This is a genomic window from Pseudomonas sp. GZJR-8 (assembly GCF_002916705.1).
GTDB lineage: Bacteria > Pseudomonadota > Gammaproteobacteria > Pseudomonadales > Pseudomonadaceae > Aquipseudomonas > Aquipseudomonas synxantha_A.
Genome location: NZ_JXSI01000013.1, coordinates 119815 through 140550 on the forward strand (window position 1 = coordinate 119815; position 20736 = coordinate 140550).

General features: G+C 58.9%; 19 protein-coding genes and 1 pseudogene. 9 read left to right on the forward strand and 11 right to left on the reverse strand.

From position 1 onward, the window contains the following. The first annotated feature begins 35 nt into the window (after positions 1–35). The gene (locus TK42_RS22580; protein ID WP_103735223.1) at positions 36–470 is read left to right on the forward strand and encodes a hypothetical protein; all 435 of its coding nucleotides are present in this window, start codon (positions 36–38) and stop codon (positions 468–470) included. 237 nt (positions 471–707) lie between these two features. On the opposite strand, the pseudogene TK42_RS22585 reads toward TK42_RS22580, so the two are convergent. Together TK42_RS22585 and TK42_RS22590 are read right to left on the reverse strand one after the other, a co-directional pair. Further along, positions 708–1406, reverse strand: a pseudogene (locus TK42_RS22585) (IS3 family transposase); the annotation flags it as partial. 50 nt (positions 1407–1456) lie between these two features. Continuing rightward, positions 1457–1957, reverse strand: a complete 501-nt coding sequence (locus tag TK42_RS22590; RefSeq protein WP_103735174.1) for an Lrp/AsnC family transcriptional regulator — start codon at positions 1955–1957, stop codon at positions 1457–1459. Positions 1958–2076: 119 nt separating this feature from the next. Here TK42_RS22590 and TK42_RS22595 point away from each other — a divergent pair, with 119 nt between their 5' ends. Then, entirely contained in the window at positions 2077–3111 is a 1035-nt protein-coding gene (locus tag TK42_RS22595; protein WP_103735175.1) for a histone deacetylase family protein, read from the forward strand. Positions 3112–3301: 190 nt separating this feature from the next. Next, entirely contained in the window at positions 3302–4732 is a 1431-nt protein-coding gene (locus TK42_RS22600) for an amino acid permease (RefSeq protein ID WP_103735176.1), read from the forward strand. Between the two features lie 129 nt (positions 4733–4861). Here TK42_RS22600 and TK42_RS22605 read toward each other — a convergent pair whose 3' ends face one another. Further along, entirely contained in the window at positions 4862–5470 is a 609-nt protein-coding gene (locus tag TK42_RS22605) for a dTMP kinase (RefSeq protein ID WP_103735177.1), read from the reverse strand. Between the two features lie 149 nt (positions 5471–5619). Beyond that, positions 5620–7341, reverse strand: coding sequence for a hydrogenase maturation protein (locus tag TK42_RS22610; RefSeq protein WP_103735178.1), 1722 nt, complete (start codon positions 7339–7341; stop codon positions 5620–5622). A gap of 207 nt (positions 7342–7548) precedes the next feature. On the opposite strand from TK42_RS22610, the gene TK42_RS22615 reads away from it, so the two are divergent. Continuing rightward, on the forward strand, positions 7549–8454 hold the full coding sequence (locus TK42_RS22615; protein ID WP_103735179.1) for a LysR family transcriptional regulator: 906 nt from the start codon (positions 7549–7551) through the stop codon (positions 8452–8454). 1 nt (position 8455) lies between these two features. Here the strand turns inward: TK42_RS22615 and TK42_RS22620 are convergent, their stop codons facing one another. From TK42_RS22620 to TK42_RS22640, 5 genes are all read right to left on the reverse strand, one after another. Then, complete coding sequence (locus tag TK42_RS22620; protein ID WP_177464519.1) at positions 8456–9385, reverse strand: cupin; 930 nt, start codon at positions 9383–9385, stop codon at positions 8456–8458. A gap of 156 nt (positions 9386–9541) precedes the next feature. Further along, positions 9542–10861: an LLM class flavin-dependent oxidoreductase gene (locus TK42_RS22625; protein ID WP_103735180.1), complete on the reverse strand. Its 1320-nt coding sequence runs from the start codon at positions 10859–10861 to the stop codon at positions 9542–9544. 13 nt (positions 10862–10874) lie between these two features. Then, positions 10875–11831, reverse strand: a complete 957-nt coding sequence (locus tag TK42_RS22630; RefSeq protein WP_103735181.1) for an ABC transporter substrate-binding protein — start codon at positions 11829–11831, stop codon at positions 10875–10877. 156 nt (positions 11832–11987) lie between these two features. After that, positions 11988–13319: an ATP-binding protein gene (locus tag TK42_RS22635; protein ID WP_103735182.1), complete on the reverse strand. Its 1332-nt coding sequence runs from the start codon at positions 13317–13319 to the stop codon at positions 11988–11990. Further along, on the reverse strand, positions 13316–14059 hold the full coding sequence (locus TK42_RS22640; RefSeq protein WP_032875287.1) for a response regulator: 744 nt from the start codon (positions 14057–14059) through the stop codon (positions 13316–13318). Before TK42_RS22640 ends, TK42_RS22635 begins: the two co-directional genes overlap by 4 nt. Before the next feature lie 129 nt (positions 14060–14188). Here TK42_RS22640 and TK42_RS22645 point away from each other — a divergent pair, with 129 nt between their 5' ends. The 3 genes from TK42_RS22645 (at position 14189) to TK42_RS22655 (ending at position 16144) form a co-directional block, all read left to right on the forward strand. Next, positions 14189–14500 (forward strand): hypothetical protein, encoded by a 312-nt coding sequence (locus TK42_RS22645; protein ID WP_078821384.1) that lies wholly within the window; start codon positions 14189–14191, stop codon positions 14498–14500. Next, positions 14500–15165 carry a DUF3313 domain-containing protein gene (locus tag TK42_RS22650; protein WP_103735183.1) on the forward strand — a complete coding sequence of 222 codons (666 nt, stop codon included), beginning with the start codon at positions 14500–14502 and terminating at the stop codon, positions 15163–15165. Before TK42_RS22645 ends, TK42_RS22650 begins: the two co-directional genes overlap by 1 nt. A gap of 109 nt (positions 15166–15274) precedes the next feature. Further along, positions 15275–16144: an oxaloacetate decarboxylase gene (locus TK42_RS22655; protein ID WP_103735184.1), complete on the forward strand. Its 870-nt coding sequence runs from the start codon at positions 15275–15277 to the stop codon at positions 16142–16144. A gap of 95 nt (positions 16145–16239) precedes the next feature. Here the strand turns inward: TK42_RS22655 and TK42_RS22660 are convergent, their stop codons facing one another. After that, on the reverse strand, positions 16240–17007 hold the full coding sequence (locus tag TK42_RS22660) for a hypothetical protein (RefSeq protein WP_143508450.1): 768 nt from the start codon (positions 17005–17007) through the stop codon (positions 16240–16242). A gap of 190 nt (positions 17008–17197) precedes the next feature. Here TK42_RS22660 and TK42_RS22665 point away from each other — a divergent pair, with 190 nt between their 5' ends. Further along, positions 17198–17578, forward strand: coding sequence for a RidA family protein (locus TK42_RS22665; RefSeq protein WP_032875277.1), 381 nt, complete (start codon positions 17198–17200; stop codon positions 17576–17578). Between the two features lie 207 nt (positions 17579–17785). Further along, positions 17786–19765, forward strand: a complete 1980-nt coding sequence (locus TK42_RS22670) for a U32 family peptidase (protein ID WP_103735185.1) — start codon at positions 17786–17788, stop codon at positions 19763–19765. On the opposite strand, the gene TK42_RS22675 is transcribed toward TK42_RS22670, so the two are convergent. Next, complete coding sequence (locus tag TK42_RS22675; RefSeq protein ID WP_103735186.1) at positions 19743–20645, reverse strand: DMT family transporter; 903 nt, start codon at positions 20643–20645, stop codon at positions 19743–19745. The genes TK42_RS22670 and TK42_RS22675 overlap by 23 nt on opposite strands. Positions 20646–20736: the final 91 nt, after the last annotated feature.

Sequence of the window (20736 nt, forward strand, 5' to 3'; positions counted from 1 at the left end):
GAAGGCTTACGTCAGGTCTATGGGTGGCATGTTTCGTGATCAGTGCCACGGCGCTGGCGGATGAACTGCCGCGTAGCGAGCAGATAAAAGCTTTCCGCGCTGCTGGATTTAACCAAGAGACGTCGGAGTGCGAAATCGAGACAACAGGTAGCTATACGCCGGCAACCATGGAGCTGATCAAGGACCTGAACGGCGACGGTCGGCCGGATGCGTTGATTACCGAAGGCAGCACTGACTGTTATGGGCAAGCGGGTACTGGATTTTATCTAGTCAGCCAGCAGGCTGACGGTCACTGGAAACTCTTGCTCAAAGAAAGCGGCGTCGCTGAGTTTCTCCCTGGCAAAGGCAGTAATGGTTGGCCTGATGTCGAGGTCGGCGGCCCGGGCTCTTGTTTCCCAGTACTGCGTTATGACGGGCAACGTTATCGATTTCACCACAGCGTTGGTGAACCGTGTGCTGACTCGCCGTAAATGCCCGGTGGCCCAAGGGTCAAACGGAGGCAGGTCAGCGAGGGCAACGATGGCTGCTTATGAATCTGGCGCGCGGTGGTCTAGGTCGCTTAGTGAAATGCGCCGAACAGAGCCCCTGAAGGATGGCTCAGTGGTTCGCATAATGTATATTATGTTAAATTTGATATTGTGAAGGAACCCTGTCACTGACGACTATCCTGTCCTTCTTCTCGGTTACCTTGAATCGCCCCGGATTCTCTAGACACCTTGCAAGCTCATTGCGTAACGCTTTTCAAACCCTACCGGCGACAGCTGATTGTTGAAACCATGGCGGCGTTTTACGTTGTAGAACATCTCGCTGCCTTGGTCGGAATGAACCATCACCTCTTGCTTCGGCTTACGCCTCCAAACCGCCATCAACAACGCATCAATGGCCAAATCACTGGTCATCTGCGACTTCATTGACCAGCCAACGACCTGCCGAGAAAACAGATCCAGTACCACCGCCAAATACAACCAGCCTTCATACGTACGAATGTACGTGATGTCGGTTACCCAAACCTTGTTGGGTTCCACAACATCGAAGTGGCGCTTCAGCAAATTGGGTGAGACGACCGCTGGCTTACCGCCGTACTTTCCAGGGCGGCGTCGATAATCTGTCTGAGAACGCAGACCTTCGAGACGCATTAGCCTCGCCACACGATGACGACCACAATCCTCACCGACCTCGCGCAGATCGTCGTGGATTTTGCGATAGCCATAAACGCCGCCGCTCTCCAGCCAGGAATGCTTGATCAAACCCAGCAGTCGCTGGTCGCCTTTGGCGCGTACAGATTGCGGCTCAGACAGCCAGGCGTAATAACCGCTGGGATGGACTTTCAGCGTCAGGCAAAGCCGTCGAATCGAATAGTCGCCTGCGCGCTGCTTGATAAAGGCGTACTTCAGCCGCACTCCTTGGCTATGCGGTTAAAGACAGGGTTCCACTTCGTGATCTACCCCCTGCCCATTCACGCCTTGATCGATTTGGGTATCGCGATACGGCTACTGGTCTTAATTTCGCGTAAAGCCAGACTGGACTGGATGGACGCAATACCCACCTGATGCCTGAGCACCTGCTCGATAAAGTCACTGTAGCTATCAAGGTCCTCTGCTAACACTTGCAGCACGTAATCGGCATCCCCGGTGATCTTGTGACAGGACAACACTTCAGGCAGTTGAGCGATCACCGCCTCAAAATCATCGGGAGCGTGGTCGGCGTGGGTGGAAAAACGGATGTGCACGAACGCCATGATATCCAGCCCCAGCATTCGTCGATCAAGGTTCGCCTGATAGCCTTTAATCACGCCCGCCTCCTCCATTCTCTTACGCCGCCTCCAACAAGGTGTCAGGCTTAACGACAAGCGCTCACTGAGCTCAGAGTTGGAAATACCCGCATCCTCCTGCAGCAACGCGAGAATCGCCAGGTCGGTGTCGTCGAGACTGATGCGTTTGGATGTTTTTTTCTGCATTACGTCATTCCTGAGTAAAAACGCCCGAATAATCCAGTAAACCACGAAAACAAAGCAAAGAAAGCGCATCAGAGCCGGAACAGAATATTTGCACTGGCTCACATCAACGGATGCGCACAATGTTTACAGTTTTCAGTGATTCCCACCGTTTGCACCACGGCACCGAATTGAAAGACGGCGTGCTCAAGCCGTCCTTCGAACAGCCCAGTCGGGCCGATACCGTCCACAATCGGGTCAAACAGGTAGATCTTGGCCAGATCATCGAACCGCGGGCATTTGATCGGTCGTGCTATGTCAACGCGCACAGCGAGCGCTACGTAACTTTTCTGGAATCTGCCTGGTCTGAATGGTGTGCAACCGGGCGCACCCACGACGCCTTGCCGCTGGTATGGCCAGTGCGTGATCTGGCCAACGAGCAAGTTCCGAGTTTCATCGACGGCAAGCTGGGTTTCTACGCCATGGACGCCGGCTCCCCCATTACCGCCACCACCTGGCAAGCGGTAAAAACCAGTGCCGATATCGCGCTGACAGGACTGGCGCTGATCGATGAAGGTCACGACAGTGCCTTTGCCCTATGCCGCCCGCCCGGCCATCACGCAGCACGTGAATACATGGGCGGCTATTGCTATCTGAACAACGCAGCCATTGCCGCACAGCAGGCTATTACCCGAGGCGCCAAGCGTGTCGCGGTATTGGATGTCGACTTTCATCATGGCAACGGTACCCAGAATATTTTCTACGGGCGCAGTGACGTCATGTTTGTCTCGCTGCACGGCGAACCGACGGTGTCCTACCCGTACTACTCAGGCTACAGCCACGAAGTCGGCGCTGGTCACGGCGAAGGTTACAACCTGAACTATCCGCTGCCGAAGAACACCTCCTGGGAAAGCTACCGCAACGCCTTGCTCCACGCCTGCAAGAAACTCCAACAATTTGCCCCTGAAGTGCTGGTTATTTCACTGGGCGTCGACACCTTCAAGGACGACCCCATCAGCCACTTTTTGCTTGAAAGCGAAGACTTCATCGGCATCGGCGAGCTGATAGCCGGCGTGGGCTGCCCTGCCCTGTTTGTGATGGAAGGCGGGTACATGGTTGATGAAATCGGGATCAATGCCGTCAATGTGCTGCATGGTTACGAGAGCAAACGCGCCTGAATCGCAGCCTTTCGACTGTTGAATCGGAGAACAAAAACATGACTTTTTTATTGGCCGTGCACCTTGTTAGCGGAGGAAAAGCCTGCCATCCGCAAACCACCACCGTCAGTAGCCGTTACATCTCAATCAAGGTCATGTGACACCCACTTTTCTACCAAAACTCAAAAACATAAAATCAAGAGGTTTTGTAATGAAATCGACTCCGTCCGAGCGGGTTGAACAGCCCGCGCTGCAGCGCACACTCAGCAATCGTCACATTCAGTTAATGGCCATGGGAGGTGCTATCGGGACAGGCCTGTTCATGGGTTCCGGGAAGATCATCGCCCTCTCCGGCACGTCGATCATCCTCATCTATATGATCATCGGACTGTTCGTCTACTTCGTCATGCGTGCCATGGGCGAAATGTTACTTTCCAACTTGAACTTCAAAACCTTCGCTGATTTTGCCGGTGCCTATCTTGGCCCACGCGCAGCATTCTTTCTCGGCTGGTCATATTGGCTAAGCTGGAGCGTTGCAGTGATAGGTGATGCAGTCGTGGTGGGTGGTTTTTTTCAGTATTGGTTCCCTGATGTACCCGCATGGATACCGGCCATTGGCATGCTGATAACACTGTTCGCCTTGAACGTGCTGACTGTCAGGCTCTTCGGTGAAGTGGAGTTCTGGTTCGCGATCATCAAAATCATTGCCGTCGTTGCCCTGATTGGCGTGAGCATCGTGCTGATTGCCAGCTCCTTTGTCTCACCCAGTGGCGTCACCGCGTCCCTGAACCACTTGCTGGATAAACAGGGCGCATTCCCCAACGGCTTGTTCGGTTTCTTTGCCGGGTTTCAGATGGCGATTTTCTCGTTTGCGGGCACCGAGCTGATCGGCACCGCAGCCGCCGAAACGCGCTCCCCCGAAAAGACCCTGCCTAAAGCCATCAACTCGATTCCGCTCAGAATCATCTTGTTTTATGTGCTGGCACTGGCCTGCATTATTGCAGTGACTTCCTGGCAACAGGTTTCGCCCAACAAGAGCCCCTTCGTCGAGCTGTTTCTGGTTGCGGGGTTCCCCGCAGCAGCCGGTATCGTCAACTTTGTGGTGCTGACATCCGCCGCCTCATCGGCCAACAGTGGCGTATTTTCATCCAGCCGGATGCTGTTCGGACTGGCTAATCAGGACAACGCTCCGGGGATTTTCCGGCGTCTGTCGAGCAATAGCGTGCCTCTGCCGAGCTTGGCGTTCACCACCTTGTTGATGCTGCTGGGCGTGTTGTTGCTGTTCATCGTTCCAGAAGTCATGACCGCGTTCACCATCGTCTCTACCGTGTCAGCAATTCTGGTGATTTTCACTTGGTCGACGATCCTCGCGTCGTACATTGCCTATTGCAAAACTCGTCCTGACCTGCAAGCAAAATCGGCCTACAAGATGCCTGGCGGTGCGCCGATGGCCTGGTTCTCTTTGGCGTTTCTGGGCTTTGTTCTTTGTCTGCTGGCATTGAGACCAGATACCCGAATTGCGTTGATGGTCATGCCGGGATGGTTCCTATGGTTGGCAATTGCTTACCAGCTGACCTGTTCCAGAAAACCCAAGCCCGCTGACAGTTCGGCAAATCAATACAAACGCGAAGGGTTGGTTTAAGGGCTATGGCTTACCTCTCTCGTACCTCCTGGCGTGGAACTCTAGGGGGTACGAGGGAAACCTTATTGAAGAGACTGATGTGTCGCAGCCGTTCTGTTTTTAGCCTAGCGCCCTTCATGTTGAATTCGATCAAAGGACTTTATATATCTGCGAAACCACCCGCCTCATCGCCTCCTCAATCGTCCCTTCATTGCGACACATCACCCACCCCTGCCCCACAACCGCCCGCTCAAACGCCTCTGTACACACAACCTGCTCCTCCAGCTTATGCATCACCGTACTGCTCAGCCCGCGTCGCCTTGCCGCTGCCCTCGCCCAGGATATTTGCGCAGTGGTGACAACCCCCACATGTAGATCCGGCACTTGCACCTGTCGATCAAGGTTCAGCGCAAGAATGTCTTTAAACGGTATCAACCGCCGAAACGCGGCATCGGAGGGGTACCAACGGTCCATCAGGATGATGCTGTCAGGTGGCTGGGCAGCCAGTACGTGCCGGGTAATCCAGCGACGGCTGTCGGCAAAGCGTTCACACACCTCAAGTTCCAGATCCCGGCTGGGGTCTCTGGCGAATGTGTTAACCAGAGCCATCGTTTGCGCTCGATAGGGATCGCTCTTGCGCTCGCACAGGCGGACAACCTTTTTGTTGTCGGCCCTCAATGCTGTCGTAACGGCCTCCAACAGCGTGGTTTTGCCGGTGCCCTTGGGCCCATCCAACGAAATAAACAGCGCACGATTCATACGAGCGCTGCGTTATCGTTGAGGTTGTGCAGTTCCATGGGGCCTCTGGTCTGAGCGTTTGGGCGAATTGGCCTCCATTATGGGGAACCCTATTGCCCAATGCGAGGCTGGGCCCTTCCCGCGTCGACCGTAGAGGATCGGTCAGCCATTCAGCATTCCGGGACTTCGGCCTCGTACGTCACCGCCCAGGGCGCGATCAAGCGCTGCGGGGTCTGGCAGGTTTTGCGTTTAAACACGAAGTTGCGGCACTTTTCGGCAAACTGTTGGCGGTTTTGCACCATATCCAACTGCATCTGTACCAGCTCATGTTCGCGGCAACGTTCAACCTGCTGAATATCCAGCGTGGCTTTACGGGTGCGTGCGTACAGATACTTATCATCGGTCAGCGCGCTTTGGGCCTGTTGAGAGAGCCACAGATCAAAGGCGTGTGGGCAGCGCGGGCCGATGTCCTGAACCATGCCGTGCTGCAAGGCCTGGACGGCACTGACGGGCAGGCATTCTTCGGTGAGCTTGTGCGCGATCTCACTGCCGACGGCCCGTGGCAGGCTGTAGGTCCAGTACTCGGAGCCATAGAGCCCCATGGTTTTGTAATGCGGGTTGAGCACTACACCCTCACGGGCCAATACAATGTCAGCGGCCAGCGCGAGCATCACGCCGCCTGCGCCCGCACTGCCGGTCAGGCCGCTGATCACCAGTTGCCTGGCGGTTAGCAGCTCCCGGCACACATCGTCGATGGCTTGAATATTGGCCCAGGCTTCCAGCCCCGGCACTTTGGCGGCCTGGATGACATTGAGGTGTACACCATTGGAAAAGCTCCCGCGCCCGCCCTTGATCAACAACACTTGGGTGTCTCGCGCCTTGGCCCAGCGCAATGCTGCCACCAGCCGTTGGCATTGTTCGGTGCTCATGGCGCCGTTGTAGAACTCGAATGTCAGTTCGCCGACGTGACCGGCCTCCCGGTAGCGAATCGGTTGATAGGCCAGCGCATTGAAGCTTTGTTGCGCGATCGAGCTGTTCAACACCGGAATGTCAGCCAGTTGTTCAGCCAAGACATGGCGAGCCGGCAGCTTGAAGGTCTCCTCCCCTGGCTGGGCCTTGCGTTTGAGCGAGCCGATCCACAGGCTGTGATCCCCTGCTGCCACCAACACGGCGTCGTCCTGTACCGCGAGGATGTCTCCCGGGGTGCCCTGGCGTGAGTCCAAGTGCGCGTCGTACAGGTAATATTGCCCGCCCAGCAGGCTTGCCAACACCCCGGGTTGGCCGTCGGCGGCGTCGATGCTGCGCTTGATGAAGCTTGCGCAATCGAACCAACTGAAGGTGCGGTCAGCCTGGGTCATGTTCGGCTGCAACCGCCCGATAACGCTAGGTTGCGTGTAGTCGAGGGGCTCCGGGACGAAGCCATTGGCGAATTTTTCCACCACGTCGCGGATGCAGACGATCGCCGCGTCACTCACCGGGCCGTTGTACAGTTCGGATTTGCGTACATCGGCGGGCATGTCGAATTCACAGGTCGACCAGATCGGCCCGGCGTCCATTTCCTCCACGGCCTGCAGGGCCGTGACGCCCCAGCGCCGGACCTGCTGGGTGATGGCCCAGTCCAGTGCGCTGGCGCCACGGTCACCGACGATGCCGGGATGGATGATCACCACCGGGCGCTGCGGGTGGCTCCATAGCTGCTGTGGTACACGGTCCTTCAGGAATGGGCAGATCACCAGGTCGGCGCCTGACGCCTCGACGTGGCGACACACCGTGGTTTCATCGGTGAATACCACAACGCTGGGGTCGTGACCCGCCTGGCGCAAATCCAGCCAGGCCCGCTGGGTCAAACCGTTGAATGCCGAGGATAACAACAGGATCTTCAATGATCGCATGGCTGACTCTTCCTTGAGATTGGGCAACCAGAGGTGCTCCTTGAGCCGTCCCTGGCCTTTGATGGAAGCTCAAGGTTATAGAGCGTGGCAGCAGCGTTACCTGACCAGGATCAAGCTTGTGCCAGCAAATGACGATAGTTTCGAGTTGACAGCGCCCTGCAAACTTCAACAACCTGCCAACTTTCCTGCCCTGCCCCGAGGCTGTCCTTGGACTATTTCAGTGCCCTCACCGCCTTCGTCGAAGCTGCCGAAGGCAATAACTTCTCCCGCGCAGCCGAGCGTTTGGGGATCAAGGCGTCCACGGTTTCACGCTATATAAAGGATCTTGAGCAGGACCTGGGTATCGCGTTGTTCAACCGCTCCACGCGCACCTTGCACCTGACCGAAGGCGGCCAGACCTTCCTGATGCACGCCCGCAGGGTGCTGGATGAACTGGAACACGCCAAGGCGGCGACGTCTGCGTTGAACCAGCAGCCCAGGGGCTTGTTGAAGCTCAACCTGCCGCCGGCATTCGCCCGCCATCACATCCTTCCAGCCTTGAAGGACTTTTGCGCGCGCTACCCGCAAATCAGTGTGGAATTGGTATTGGATAATGCTCAGGTCAACCTGATTCATGCCGGCGTCGATCTAGCCATACGCATTGGCGCGCTGGCCGATTCGACGCTCAAGGCCCGCAAACTCTGCGATGGCCACTACCGCGTGGTGGTCAGCCCGGCTTTTGCCAGGCAGCACCCTGCACCCTCAACCCCTGCCGACCTCGCCGGTTTGCCCGCGGTGTTGGGTACGCTGCCTACGGGCGCTATCAGCTTTGTCTGCGGCGATCATGTATCACCGCTGCTGCACAACGGCTGCATTCGGATAAATGATCTCGACGCACAACTGATCGCCGCTCGCCAGGGGCTGGGCTTTGCCCTTTTGCCGGATTGGTTGGTCGCCCAGAGCATCCAGGCCGGCGAGTTGCTCGTGTGGCTGCCGCAATGGCGAATACGCGATGTCGAGCGCGACTTCGCCGTGTGGTTTGTCTACCCGCCCAAGCGCATCGTGTCGTCCAAGGTCAGGTGCTTTATCGACTTTATCGTTGAGCGACTGGGCGAAACGCCTGAGTGGACATGACTCAACTGAAACGAATATCCAGGGAGCGCAGATAGGTTTGCAGCCCTGCGTCCTGAATCGGAATCAGGAACGCCTCGGTATCCGATTCATTGAAGTGCGCGTGCCAGTACCCCGGCGGCGTGACAAATGCCAGGCCAGGCGACCAGTCCACCCGCTGCGGATTGCGAACCTGCCCGTCCGCGTCCAACTCGGTGCCCACCAGCGAGTAACAGCCCGGCGGGCAATCAATGATGAAATCCAGCGCAATCGACTGATGCCGGTGAGGTTTCTGTACCGAGCCTGCCGGCAGGATCCCATACATCGCCCACAGCACATGGGTCACGGTACGCGTCTGGGGGAAATTGCGGTTGCCCAGCAAAATGCTGATGCGGCTGCGGTCTTGCGCACGAGGATCGTCGGCCGCTTCACGCAGCTTGGCGTTAGCCAGTTCTGCGGGGTACAGCGTCGGCGCGAAGCGGTCTGCGCTGCGTGCCACCCCCAGGTAACGCAATAACGGTTCATCGTGCACGTAGTAAAGACGCGCATCCTGGCGGGCGCTGAAGTGTGCTGCCTGCAAGCCAGGCAAGGCCATAAAACAACCTTTTGACCATTGAATCTCATGTTTGCCCTGAACCACGCTGCCCTCGCCCGCGATCACGTAGAACACCTGGGACGTCGCATTCGGTTGCAGGGTCAGCGTGTCGCCACGGTTAAGGCGCATGAAGTTAGCGCACAGCCCGGGGCCTGTCGCAGGGCCTTCGCAGCCCAAGGCGTCGCTGAGGTCCAGCGGTACCACGCGTGAAGGGCCACTGTCGTATAACGAGGCGGGAAAGCTGTGGTAGGGAATGCGCGCAATAAGGTTGGCACTGATGGGGTTGGCCGCTTTGCTGTACTCGAAGTACTCGGCGTCCACTTGGTTTATATCCGTCGGCGCAGGGTTGAATTCGTTCATCAGGCTCATCTCAGTTTTTGGCTGGAGCCCGCAGCGCTTTTAAACGCTGCGGTGTGTGAATGAACTATAGGCAGTGCGCGCAGGCGGATTAATCCCTGGTACTGCACAGCAGTTATGCGAAACGGGGAGGTGCTTGGCTCCCTGTCGGCACCGCTATCAAACCTTAAACCGTGGTATCGCCAGCCCCAGACTTTCGCGCAACGTCGAGCCTTCATACGCCGAGCGATAAACACCGCGTTCCTGCAACAACGGAATCACCTCCCGGGTGAGTCGATCGAACTGCCCGGGGTGGCCGATGTAGATATTGAACCCGTCCACAGCCCGCGCCTGGAGCCAGGCAGCCATTTTCTGCGCCACCGTATCGGCGCTACCCACGAAGGCGCCAGGACGCAGTTGCCGACCAAACTCAATGGCCTGGCGCAAGGTGAAACCCTTCTCCCGCGCCTGATCGGCGATGCGTTTGGCATTGGTGAAAAAACTGCTGCGCGCCGCTTCCAGGCTCTCTTGCGGGAATGGCGCATCCAGGTCGTACTGGCTGAAATCATGCCAGCCGAAATTACGCCCGAACTCCTTGAGCGCCAGTTCAAAACTATGGTCGAGTTGATGGTAGTGCTGCTCGATTTCCCGGGCCTGTGCATCAGTGTCACCCACATAGACTTCCGCACCGGGCATGATCAATAACTGCTCCGGATCGCGCCCTCTTTGTGCCGCCCTGCCCTTGATATCCCGGTAAAACGCCTGGCCCTGCTCGATGCTGGCCGCATGGGTGAAGATCACGTCCGCCGTGGCTGCACCCAGATCGCGGCCTGGCTCGGAATCTCCGGCCTGAAAGATCACCGGTTGGCCCTGGGGTGAGCGTTGGATATTCAGCGGGCCGACCACGCGAAAATGTTCGCCCTGGTGGTTCAGGCTGTGCAGCTTGCTGGGGTCGAGAAACTGGCCGGTAGCGCGGTCGCGCACAAACGCATCGTCTTCGTAAGAGTTCCACAACCCCTGCACCACCTGGACGTGTTCGGCGGCGCGGCCATAGCGGGTGGCGTAGTCATAATGTTCATCGCGGCTGTAATTGCCTGCGGTGCCAGCATCACCGCTGGTGACCACGTTCCAGCCGGCGCGGCCTTTGCTGATCAAATCCAGGGACGCCAGGCGCCGCGCCACGTTATACGGCGAGTTGTAGGAGGTGGTCAGCGTGCCAACCAGGCCGATATGCCGGGTACTCACCGCCAGCGCCGATAACAGTGTCAGCGGCTCCAGGCGATTGAGGTAATGGGACGGCGAGCCGGGGGTGATAAATTGGCTGTCGACGATAAACATCAAGTCGAACAGCGCCGCCTCGGCCTGGCGCGCAATCTCGATGTACCAGTCGACGTTGACGCTGGCATCGGCCGGCAGTTGCGGGTCGAGCCACAGGTTATGCCGGCCCGGGCCACCGCTGCCCATGGTCAGGGCGCCCAGTTTGAGCTGTCTTTTAGTCATGACGAGACCCCCTTCAGGGCTGGCGGGTGGCGACGGCGGGCTGCAAGGACGCCGCGAAGGACGGGTCAAACAGTTGGGCGGCCGGGTAAGCCTTGATCAGGCCCTGGCTGGCGAAAAAGTCCACGGTCTTTTGCGCTTCCACAGGCACCTGGGCGGTCAGTGGCTCGACGGTGGTGCGCGCCCGAGCAAACCACACACGGGCGATGTCGGCGTTGGCACGGGTGCGCTTGGCCCAGGCATCGGCATAGGCATCGGCGTTGGCCGGGTTTTGGCGAGCCCAGTGACGGGCTTTTTTCAGCCGCTGGAGAAAGTCGCTGATAGGCTCACGCTTGGCCTCTACCACATTGGCGTTGGCGGCAATGAAGCTCTGGGCCGGGATCAACCCCTCGGCGGTCGCCAGCACTCGCGCACCCTGGCGTTCCTGTTGCGTGACATACGGCTCCCAGGTGGCGATGACGTCAACCGCGCCGCCCTCCAGCGCATGGGACGCATCCAGCGCGCTGAGGTAGCGCAACTCCAGAGAGTCCCGTGCAACCCCGGCTTTATCCAATGCAGTCAGCAGCAGTTGCTGGCTCCAGGAGCCCTTCCAGATGGCCGCGCGCTTGCCCGCAAGATCGGCCAGGCTGTGGATCGACGAATCCTTTTTCACCAGGATTGCCACGCCCGCAAGATTCTGGCGGCTGACGGCAATCACCTTGATCGGTGCGCCCAATGCGCCCAGGAACAATACCGGCGCATCGCCCAGCAGGCCGATATCCAGGCTGCCGACGTTGAGCGCTTCGGCCACCGGTGACCCGGCGGTGAATTGCTTCCATTCCAGGGTATAGGGCAGATCATCCAGCACCCCCGCCGCTTCCATCACCGCTTGGGCGTTATAGCTCTGGTCACCCACGACCAGGGTTTGTGCCTGTGCCGTCAGGCTTAGCAAGGTGGCGGCCAACCCGGCCGCCAGTGTTGTCAGGTAACGCACGCTCGTCTCCAGATGCCGTGTTGGGCAGTCAAGTCGATCCGCGCGTGCGGTCTCGGCAATGTTCGTAAGGATCAATACGATGCTGTTCTAAGAGGCGCGTGTAAAATACCTATAACGCATAACGTAATGCGCAAATAATGCGCGCACCGCATCAGGCTATCGAGGCAGCTCGACCCGCGCCACCAAGCCTGAGCCACGCAGACGGTTGCTTAGCGTCAGTTCGCCGCCCTGCTCGCGCACAATGGCGCGTGCTGCTGAAAGCCCGAGACCCACGCCACCGGTATTACGATTGCGCGAGGTTTCGAGGCGAAAGAATGGATCGAATACGCGCTCAAGGTCAGCCTCGGGAATCCCCGGCCCCTGGTCATGAACCTCAATGCAGATGCGCTGACCGTCCCCACTCAGAGAGATGCCAGGGTGACGCGCATATTTGGCGGCGTTCTCCAGCAGGTTGACGATCACCCGCTTAAGTCCCAGTGGGCGTCCGTGATAGACCAGATGGGACGGCCCAATGAAATCCACCGCAAAATGCTGGTCGCGATAGTCATCGATGATGGTTTGCAGCAGCTCCGACAGATCGAATGCAGTGCGTTGCTCCAGCACCGTATCGTCGCGAAAGAACGCCAGCGCAGCGTTGATCATCGACTGCATTTCCTCGACATCGCGAATCAGTTTGTGCTGATGGTCCAGATCCTCCATGAACTCGCAACGCAGGCGAATCCGCGTCAAAGGCGCGCGCAAGTCGTGGGAAATCGCCGCGAGCATATGGGTGCGTTCGCCAATGAAATGCTGGATCTGCGCCTGCATGGTGTTGAAGGCGATGATGGCCTGGCGTATTTCGTGGGGGCCTTCGCTGTCGATGGGCGGAGCGCGCAAATCACCACCAAAACGCCTGGCGGCACTGGCGAAACGCTGCAACGGTTGGGCCAATTGCCGGGTCGCGAGCCAGGCCACCAACAAGGTCGCGATCAACCCCAGGGTGATGATCACCGCGATGCGCGTGGGCGCGCTCAGCCCCCACGTGCGTTCAGGCGGGACGAATGACAGCCAGCTGCCATCGAGCAACTGCACGAGCGCAACATAGTGCGCTTCGGGGCTGCCACGCGGCCAATCGTTGGGGCTGAACACCTTAATTTGTCGCCCAGTGCCAAACAGTGCTTGTATCCCCGGGACTTCGCCCGTTTGAAGCGCCGTGTTGCCGTCGGGAAGGCCGAAATCCGCGGGCTCGTTACGCCACGCCACATGCAGCCGGGCATCGCTGGCCGCTGCCGCCAGTTGCGGACGCAGCGTTGCAGGCGCGGCTTCGATGACTTTGGTGGTGGCGGCCATCTGCTCCAGCAACCCTGTGCGCTCGATCGGCGGGCGCGCCCAGACCCCGGCAACCTGGACGAACAAGGCATTAAGCGCCAGCGAAGCGAGCATCGCGGCGAGAATGGTCAGGGCGATGCGCCGGTTCAGGGTGTCGCGACGCAACAGGCCGCGGATCATGACCGGGTGACCGGGGCGGTGAACAGATAGCCGCCATTGCGTACCGTGCGGATCAGGTCCGGGCGTTTGCAATCGGGCTCGATCTTGCGCCGCAGTCGGCTGACCTGCACGTCGATGCTGCGGTCGAAGGCGTCGTGGTCCCGGCCGTGGGTCAGGTCGATCAATTGGTCGCGGGTGAGGATGCGCTGAGGATGCTCAAGAAACACCACCAGCAAGTCGAATTCGCCACCGGACAGCGGAATCATCACGCCCTCGGGAGAGCGCAGCTCGCGGCAGGTAATATCCAGATGCCAACCGGCGAACGCGATGATTGGCCGGGAATGCTCACTGCCAGCGCCGACGGGCTGCCCCGCCCGCCGTTGCACCGCACGCAGACGGGCCAGCAATTCGCGGGGGGCAAACGGTTTGGTCAGATAGTCGTCGGCGCCCAGCTCCAGGCCGACGATGCGATCACTGAGCTCGCCCATGGCCGTGAGCATGATGATTGGAATGCCCATCTGCGCCCGGACTTTCTGGCACAGGCTAAGACCGCCTTCACCGGGCAGCATGAGGTCAAGGATAATGGTGTCTGGCCGCTGCCGGGCGATGGCTGCCCACATGGCTTCTCCGTCGGCAGCCACGTCGACTTCATAGGCGTGCTGCACGAAGAACTTCTTCAGCAATGCCCGAATTTCTCCGTCGTCGTCGACGATCAGCAGTCTGCTCACGTTCCCAGGTCCCCTGGCAAAAAAGGAAAACATCTAAAACCATTCCGGCGCCGGGGTCATTTATTTCAATCGAGCAACATTCCTTCGCCACGGACACAACCCGGACATCTTCGGGAAAAACCCGTCGGGCATCCTGCACGCCTTCCATTCAAGGAGACGTTCATGAAGGTTTCTAGCAGCAGGTATACCGAGCAGGCACAGGACACCGGGCGGCCATTGGTGCTGAGCCAGCGCACATCGTCCCCCGCACAGGACAGCCCCATGCTGTTCCAGGAATCCTGCCTGGGCCTGACGGCGGACCAGGACCGCATCGTATTGCGCCGCTACTTCGAACATTACAGCCCCGACGCCGGGCGCTGGGTCGAGTATGCCCACTCCATCCCCATCGCCGAGCTTGTCCATTGGATCATGACCCATGGGCAGTTGCACATCGAATGCTCTCATGACAACCCGAACGAACAGGCAGCCCACTGATGACCTGCAAACGTTCACTGCCGTTATTGATGGCGGCCACCTTGAGCCTGGCGGCCTGCAGCAGCAACCGTATCGAGCCCGAAGACGCGGGTTTTCTTCACGATTACAGCCTGCTTAAAGAGCACCAGAGTGCTTCGGGCCAGACCGTGCTGAGTTGGGTCAGTCCGGCCTTGAAGCGTGGCCGATACAAGCAGGTGTACCTGGCGCCCAGCCAGTTTTTCCCGGCCGTTGAACCCAGCGCCCAGATACCGCAAAGCACCCTCTTCCACGTCACCGGATATTACGACTTGGTACTGCGGTCGGAGCTTGGCAAACACATGTATCTGGCCGCAAAGCCCGGGCCCGACACGCTTACGGTACGCCCCGCCATTACCCGGATCGCCACCAGCCCCCAAGGCTTGCGCCTGTATGAATGGCTGCCGATCACCCTGGTCGCAGCGGGCGTGAGCACCGCCGCCGGCATCCGCGACCAGGACAGCGAGATCGCCACGCAACTGTCCCTCGAAGACGGCTCGACCGGCGATGTGGTGGCAGCCATCGTGAGCGAGGGCACCGGCATTCCCCTGGATAACGACAAGCAAGTGATGACCGCCGACAACGTAAAAGAAGTGCTCGACGGCTGGGCCCGTGACCTGGGCCAGTCATACAGCGCCGTCGCTCAATAGCACGGCCCCGCTCAAACGTCATAATCCCCTGCCCGTCTGCGTGGTAATCTCCCGGCACCACGAATAGACATTGATCGTCACTTGACGATGACCAAAGCCAGGAAAGAACATGCCCAAGATTTCTCACTCAGCGCTACGCCGTAACTTCCGTGACCTGCTGGCAACGCCCATCTGCGTTGAAACCGCCTCCGTATTCGACCCCATGTCTGCCCGCATCGCGGCCGACCTGGGTTTTGAAGTCGGGATCCTGGGCGGTTCAGTCGCCTCCCTGCAGGTGCTGGCGGCCCCCGATTTTGCGTTGATTACCCTGAGTGAGTTCGTTGAGCAAGCCACCCGCATTGGCCGCGTCGCCCAGTTACCCTTCATTGCCGACGCCGACCACGGCTACGGTAATGCGCTGAACGTGATGCGTACCGTCGAAGAACTGGAACGCGCCGGTGTCGCCGCGCTGACCATTGAAGACACCCTGCTGCCGGCGCAATTCGGGCGCAAGTCCACCGATCTGATTTCGGTAGAAGAAGGCATCGGCAAGGTCAAGGCAGCCATTGAGGCGCGCGTCGACCCCGAATTGTCGATCATTGCCCGCACCAACGCCGGCGTGTTGCCCACCGCCGATGTTATCGCCCGCACCAAAGCCTACGAAAAGGCCGGCGCCGATGGCATCTGCATGGTCGGCGTCAAAGATTTCGAGCACCTGGAGCAAATCGCCGAGAACCTCAGCGTGCCATTGATGCTGGTGACCTACGGCAACCCGCAACTGCATGACAGCGAGCGCCTGGCCAGCCTGGGCGTGCGCATCGTCGTAGCCGGGCATGGCGCGTACTTCGCCGCGATCAAGGCCACCTACGACAGCCTGCGTGCGCAACGCCAGCTTACCCATAGCACGTCCAATCTCAGCGCCACGGAGCTGACCCACACCTACACGTTGCCGGAGAGCTATGTGGCGTGGGCTGAAGAGTTCATGGACGTTAAAGAGTAATTGCCGTGCCGGTGCTGATGCGTCTTGTCAGCACCGGACTCATCCAGCCGCCAGGCTCACCGCGGTAAAAACTGTGATGGCGCAAAACGGTTGTTTTACGTCATCACAATGAATCCCAGGTACTCGCTGATGTTCTGCATTTCGAAGTATTTTTGCTGAGCATTGAGTACAGGGGCAGGACCATGCAGAAACAGCCTTACGTGCTGACCTTTGGCCAATTGATTGGCTACTGGATCACTGCGCTTCATTTTTACCCTGATCGGCACTGGTTTGTTTTGTGTATCGAACTTGAGCCAGGTTACGACTAAAACTACGTTATCCAGCAGTGACACCGTCGCCTGAGCATGGGTGATGAGTCGATCACATCCCAGGGACGCAATGTTCTTTTGAGCGGCAGTAAGCTGCGCAAACGCATCGAAATAGGTCAGTTGCTGGCCCGCGATAGATAGCGATGTTCGCTGACGGACGTTTACGGTCATAGCAGACCATGCTTCAACAACTTCAGCCAAAGTGCCTGGGTGTATAACCGCAGACGTCGACGCTTGGAGCGACGAGGCCAGAGCTTGCATCTCGGTAACCGTTGGTTTGGCGTTTTTGCGCCGCGTGGAGAGTTTGCCCAAGTGGCTTGGGATAAGCGGCGGCGCGATATAGGCCGGTCGCGGGGCTGACACTCCTGGAAACGCAGACGCATGAGACGGGGCTTTTTCGTTCACACAGCGCGGTTTGTGAGAGTTCAGCGCCCTGAAATAGAAGTTGCCCAGAATTGAAATGGCCGCAACGACCTCCTCAAGGCAACAAGGGCAAAAATAAAACAGGTCCTTGGGGGCCGCGTGCGCAAAACTGGCCGACACGTTAGCGTCCATGTCCCAGCACGCTGCCGTCGTCATTAACTTAACTACCATTCCAATATCCCTATCGTTCGTTCACTGACATGCTGGCGCAAGCTTACCTGTTAGAGGGGGCAGCAACTACAGACGCAGGCGCCGTGACCTTCGAGCGGGCAGTGTTTAAACTGTTCGCCAACCTTCGATCCGCACTGCACATGAGACCTACATGGCCAACCACGATCTTTCTTTCACTCCCGACCCAGATGCCGACTCCATCTCCTCCGATGTCATCGGCTTCAACGGCATTCTGGTCTCGACCCAAATCCCGACCCACGCCGACGGCAGCCTGGAGCTGGGCGACATCACCCTGCAAAGCGAATGCACCCTGCAAGCGCTCAAAGTCGCGCTGGAAAAAGCCGGCAGTTCCATGGATCGGGTGATGCACCTGACCATCTACCTCACCGATATGGCCGACCGCGCTGCGTTCAATGAAGTCTACAAGCGCTTTTTCGCCAAGCCATGGCCGGTGCGGGCTGCGGTGGGTGTGGCTGCGTTGGCGGTGGACGGGATGCGTGTTGAAGTAACGGCAATGGCTGCCAAAGCCTGATATCTCAGAGCGCTATGAACAATGTGGGAGGGGGCTTGCTCCCGATAGCGGTGGGTCAGAACAGTTTTAATTACTGACACACCCTCATCGGGAGCAAGCCCCCTCCCACACAGGGCCCTGGGCCCGACAGCCCTGCGGTAGATGCCGGCCGGGCATTTCACGGCTACAATGCGCGCCTCGACCGTGACAAGCCTGACTAAAAAAACTATGTCCTTGCCCAAGCATCACCTTGAATTGCTCAGCCCTGCCCGCGATGTCGCCATTGCGCGCGAGGCCATTCTGCATGGCGCCGACGCCATTTATATCGGCGGGCCGAGCTTCGGCGCTCGCCATAATGCGTGTAACGACGTGAGCGATATCGCGCAGCTGGTGGAATTCGCCCGTCGATACCACGCCCGCGTCTTCACCACCATCAACACCATTTTGCATGACAACGAGCTGGAGCCGGCGCGCAAGCTGATCCACCAGCTGTATGACGCAGGTGTAGACGCGTTGATCGTGCAGGATCTGGGCGTGATGGAGCTGGATATTCCGCCCATCGAGCTACACGCCAGCACCCAGACCGACATCCGCACCCTGGGCCGGGCAAAGTTTCTTGACCAGGCCGGTTTCTCGCAGTTGGTATTGGCCCGTGAGCTGAACCTGCAGGAAATCCGCGCAATCGCCGACGAAACCGATGCCGCCATCGAATTCTTCATCCACGGCGCCCTGTGCGTGGCGTTCTCCGGGCAGTGCAATATTTCCCATGCGCAGAATGGCCGCAGTGCCAACCGTGGTGATTGCTCCCAGGCCTGCCGTCTGCCGTACACCTTGAAAGATGACCAGGGCCGCGTCGTGGCCTTTGAAAAGCACTTGCTGTCGATGAAAGACAACAACCAGAGCGCCAACCTGCGCGCGCTGGTCGAAGCGGGTGTGCGTTCGTTCAAGATCGAAGGCCGCTACAAGGACATGGGCTATGTGAAGAACATCACCGCCTACTACCGCCAGCGCCTCGACGAAATCCTCGAAGACCGCCCGGATCTGGCCCGTGCCTCCAGCGGGCGTACCGCGCACTTCTTCGTGCCCGACCCCGAAAAAACCTTCCACCGTGGCAGCACCGACTATTTCGTCACCGATCGCAAGATCGACATCGGCGCGTTCGACACCCCGACCTTCACCGGCCTGCCCGTGGGTGTGGTGGAAAAAGCCGGCAAGCGCGACTTGCAGGTAGTCACCCATGAGCCGCTTTCCAACGGCGATGGTCTGAATGTGCTGGTCAAGCGTGAAGTGGTAGGGTTCCGCGCCAATATCGCCGAGCCTAAAGGCGAGTTCGAAGAAGACGGCGAGAAACGCTATCGCTACCGCGTCGAGCCGAATGAAATGCCGGCCGGCCTGCATCAGTTGCGCCCCAACCATCCTTTGAACCGTAACCTGGACCATAACTGGCAACAGGCACTGCTCAAGACGTCCGCCGAACGCCGTATCGGCCTGGCGTGGGTTGCACGCCTGCGTGAAGAGCAGTTGCACCTCACCGCCACCAGCGAAGAAGGCATCAGCGCCAGTGTCACCCTGCCCGGCCCGTTTGGTGTAGCCAACAAGCCGGAACAGGCACTGGACACCCTGCGCGATCTGCTCGGCCAGCTCGGCACTACGGAGTATCACGCCACCCGCATCGAGCTGGACGCGCCGCAGGCGTTCTTCATCCCCAACTCGCAGCTCAAGGCCATGCGCCGTGAAGTGATCGAAGCCCTGACCGCCGCCCGCATCCAGGCGCACCCTCGGGGCGGACGCAAGGCCGAGACCACCCCGCCGCCGGTGTATCCGGATGCGCATCTGTCATTCCTGGCCAACGTCTATAACCAGAAGGCCCGCGACTTCTACCACCGTCACGGCGTGAAGCTGATCGATGCGGCCTTCGAAGCCCACGAAGAAACCGGCGAAGTGCCAGTAATGATCACCAAGCATTGCCTGCGTTTCTCGTTCAACCTGTGCCCCAAACAGGCCAAGGGCGTCACCGGCGTGAAGACCAAGGTCGCGCCGATGCAGTTGATCCACGGCGACGAAGTGCTGACCTTGAAGTTCGATTGCAAGCCGTGCGAGATGCATGTGGTGGGCAAGATCAAGGGGCATATTCTTGGGTTGCCGCAGCCGGGCAGTGCTGTAGAGCATTTCAACCCGGAAAACCTTATCTATCAGGGCACGCACTGACCTGACGGGCGCGGGGCCACCACCAGCCCCGCTGCAACCCGGCAGCGGCCAGCAGAATCGCCGCCACACCCAGCCATTGCAGCCACCCCAGGCGATGCCCGAACGCAATCCAGTCGACCAGGATCGCCGCAATCGGATAGATGAACGACAACGCGCCGGTCATCGCTGTGGGCAGCTTCTGAATAGCCCCGTACAGCAACACATACATCAAACCGGTATGCACCACGCCCAATGTCGCCAGTGCCGCCCAGGCAGTGGTCGACCCGGGCAAGCTGTGCCAGGGCACCAGCGGCGCCAGCAGCACGGCGCCGGTGGTCACCTGGATCAACGCCATCAAATGCGGCGGTACGTCCTTCAGGCGTTTGATGATCAGCGCCGCCACCGCGTACAAAAATGCCGCGCCCAAGGCCAAGGCAATGCCAGCAAGATAATTCCCACCACCCGATTGCTCACCATGGGCGGTCACGATCGCCAACATGCCCAGGAACGCCACACTCAGCCACGCCATTTTTTGCACGGTGATCTTCTCACCGAGAAACACCGCTGCCAGCATCACCAGTATGAACGGCTGCACGTTGTACACCGCCGTGCTGATCGCGATGGACGCACGGGAATAGGACTCGAACAGCAACAGCCAGTTACCGACGATCGCCACGCCGCTGAGCACTGCCAGCCCGAGCTTGGCCCAGTTGAGTAACTCCAGGCGCAAATACCCCAGCAACGCGCACACCAGCATCAGTGTCAGCGCGCCAATCACGCAGCGCCAGAACACCACCTCAAGCACCGACACGCCCGACACCAGCACAAACCAGCCAATGGTGCCGGAGATCAGCATGGCAGCGATCATTTCCCAGGTTCCGCGACGGATTGATGTATCCATGATTGAGGCTCCTCAAGTGATGCTCAATTATGGCAATCTGCTCGACACGGCTACAGCGACTAAAAAAGGCAAAACCCAGGATTCACCTTTT

Coding starts and splice junctions, on each gene's coding strand:
- TK42_RS22590 (WP_103735174.1), bottom strand. CDS start 1,957: ATGCAGAAAAAAACATCCAAACGCATCAGTCTCGACGACACCGACCTG.
- TK42_RS22595 (WP_103735175.1), top strand. CDS start 2,077: ATGTTTACAGTTTTCAGTGATTCCCACCGTTTGCACCACGGCACCGAA.
- TK42_RS22600 (WP_103735176.1), top strand. CDS start 3,302: ATGAAATCGACTCCGTCCGAGCGGGTTGAACAGCCCGCGCTGCAGCGC.
- TK42_RS22605 (WP_103735177.1), bottom strand. CDS start 5,470: ATGAATCGTGCGCTGTTTATTTCGTTGGATGGGCCCAAGGGCACCGGC.
- TK42_RS22610 (WP_103735178.1), bottom strand. CDS start 7,341: ATGCGATCATTGAAGATCCTGTTGTTATCCTCGGCATTCAACGGTTTG.
- TK42_RS22620 (WP_177464519.1), bottom strand. CDS start 9,385: ATGAACGAATTCAACCCTGCGCCGACGGATATAAACCAAGTGGACGCC.
- TK42_RS22625 (WP_103735180.1), bottom strand. CDS start 10,861: ATGACTAAAAGACAGCTCAAACTGGGCGCCCTGACCATGGGCAGCGGT.
- TK42_RS22635 (WP_103735182.1), bottom strand. CDS start 13,319: ATGATCCGCGGCCTGTTGCGTCGCGACACCCTGAACCGGCGCATCGCC.
- TK42_RS22640 (WP_032875287.1), bottom strand. CDS start 14,059: ATGTTTTCCTTTTTTGCCAGGGGACCTGGGAACGTGAGCAGACTGCTG.
- TK42_RS22645 (WP_078821384.1), top strand. CDS start 14,189: ATGAAGGTTTCTAGCAGCAGGTATACCGAGCAGGCACAGGACACCGGG.
- TK42_RS22650 (WP_103735183.1), top strand. CDS start 14,500: ATGACCTGCAAACGTTCACTGCCGTTATTGATGGCGGCCACCTTGAGC.
- TK42_RS22655 (WP_103735184.1), top strand. CDS start 15,275: ATGCCCAAGATTTCTCACTCAGCGCTACGCCGTAACTTCCGTGACCTG.
- TK42_RS22660 (WP_143508450.1), bottom strand. CDS start 17,007: ATGGACGCTAACGTGTCGGCCAGTTTTGCGCACGCGGCCCCCAAGGAC.
- TK42_RS22665 (WP_032875277.1), top strand. CDS start 17,198: ATGGCCAACCACGATCTTTCTTTCACTCCCGACCCAGATGCCGACTCC.
- TK42_RS22670 (WP_103735185.1), top strand. CDS start 17,786: ATGTCCTTGCCCAAGCATCACCTTGAATTGCTCAGCCCTGCCCGCGAT.
- TK42_RS22675 (WP_103735186.1), bottom strand. CDS start 20,645: ATGGATACATCAATCCGTCGCGGAACCTGGGAAATGATCGCTGCCATG.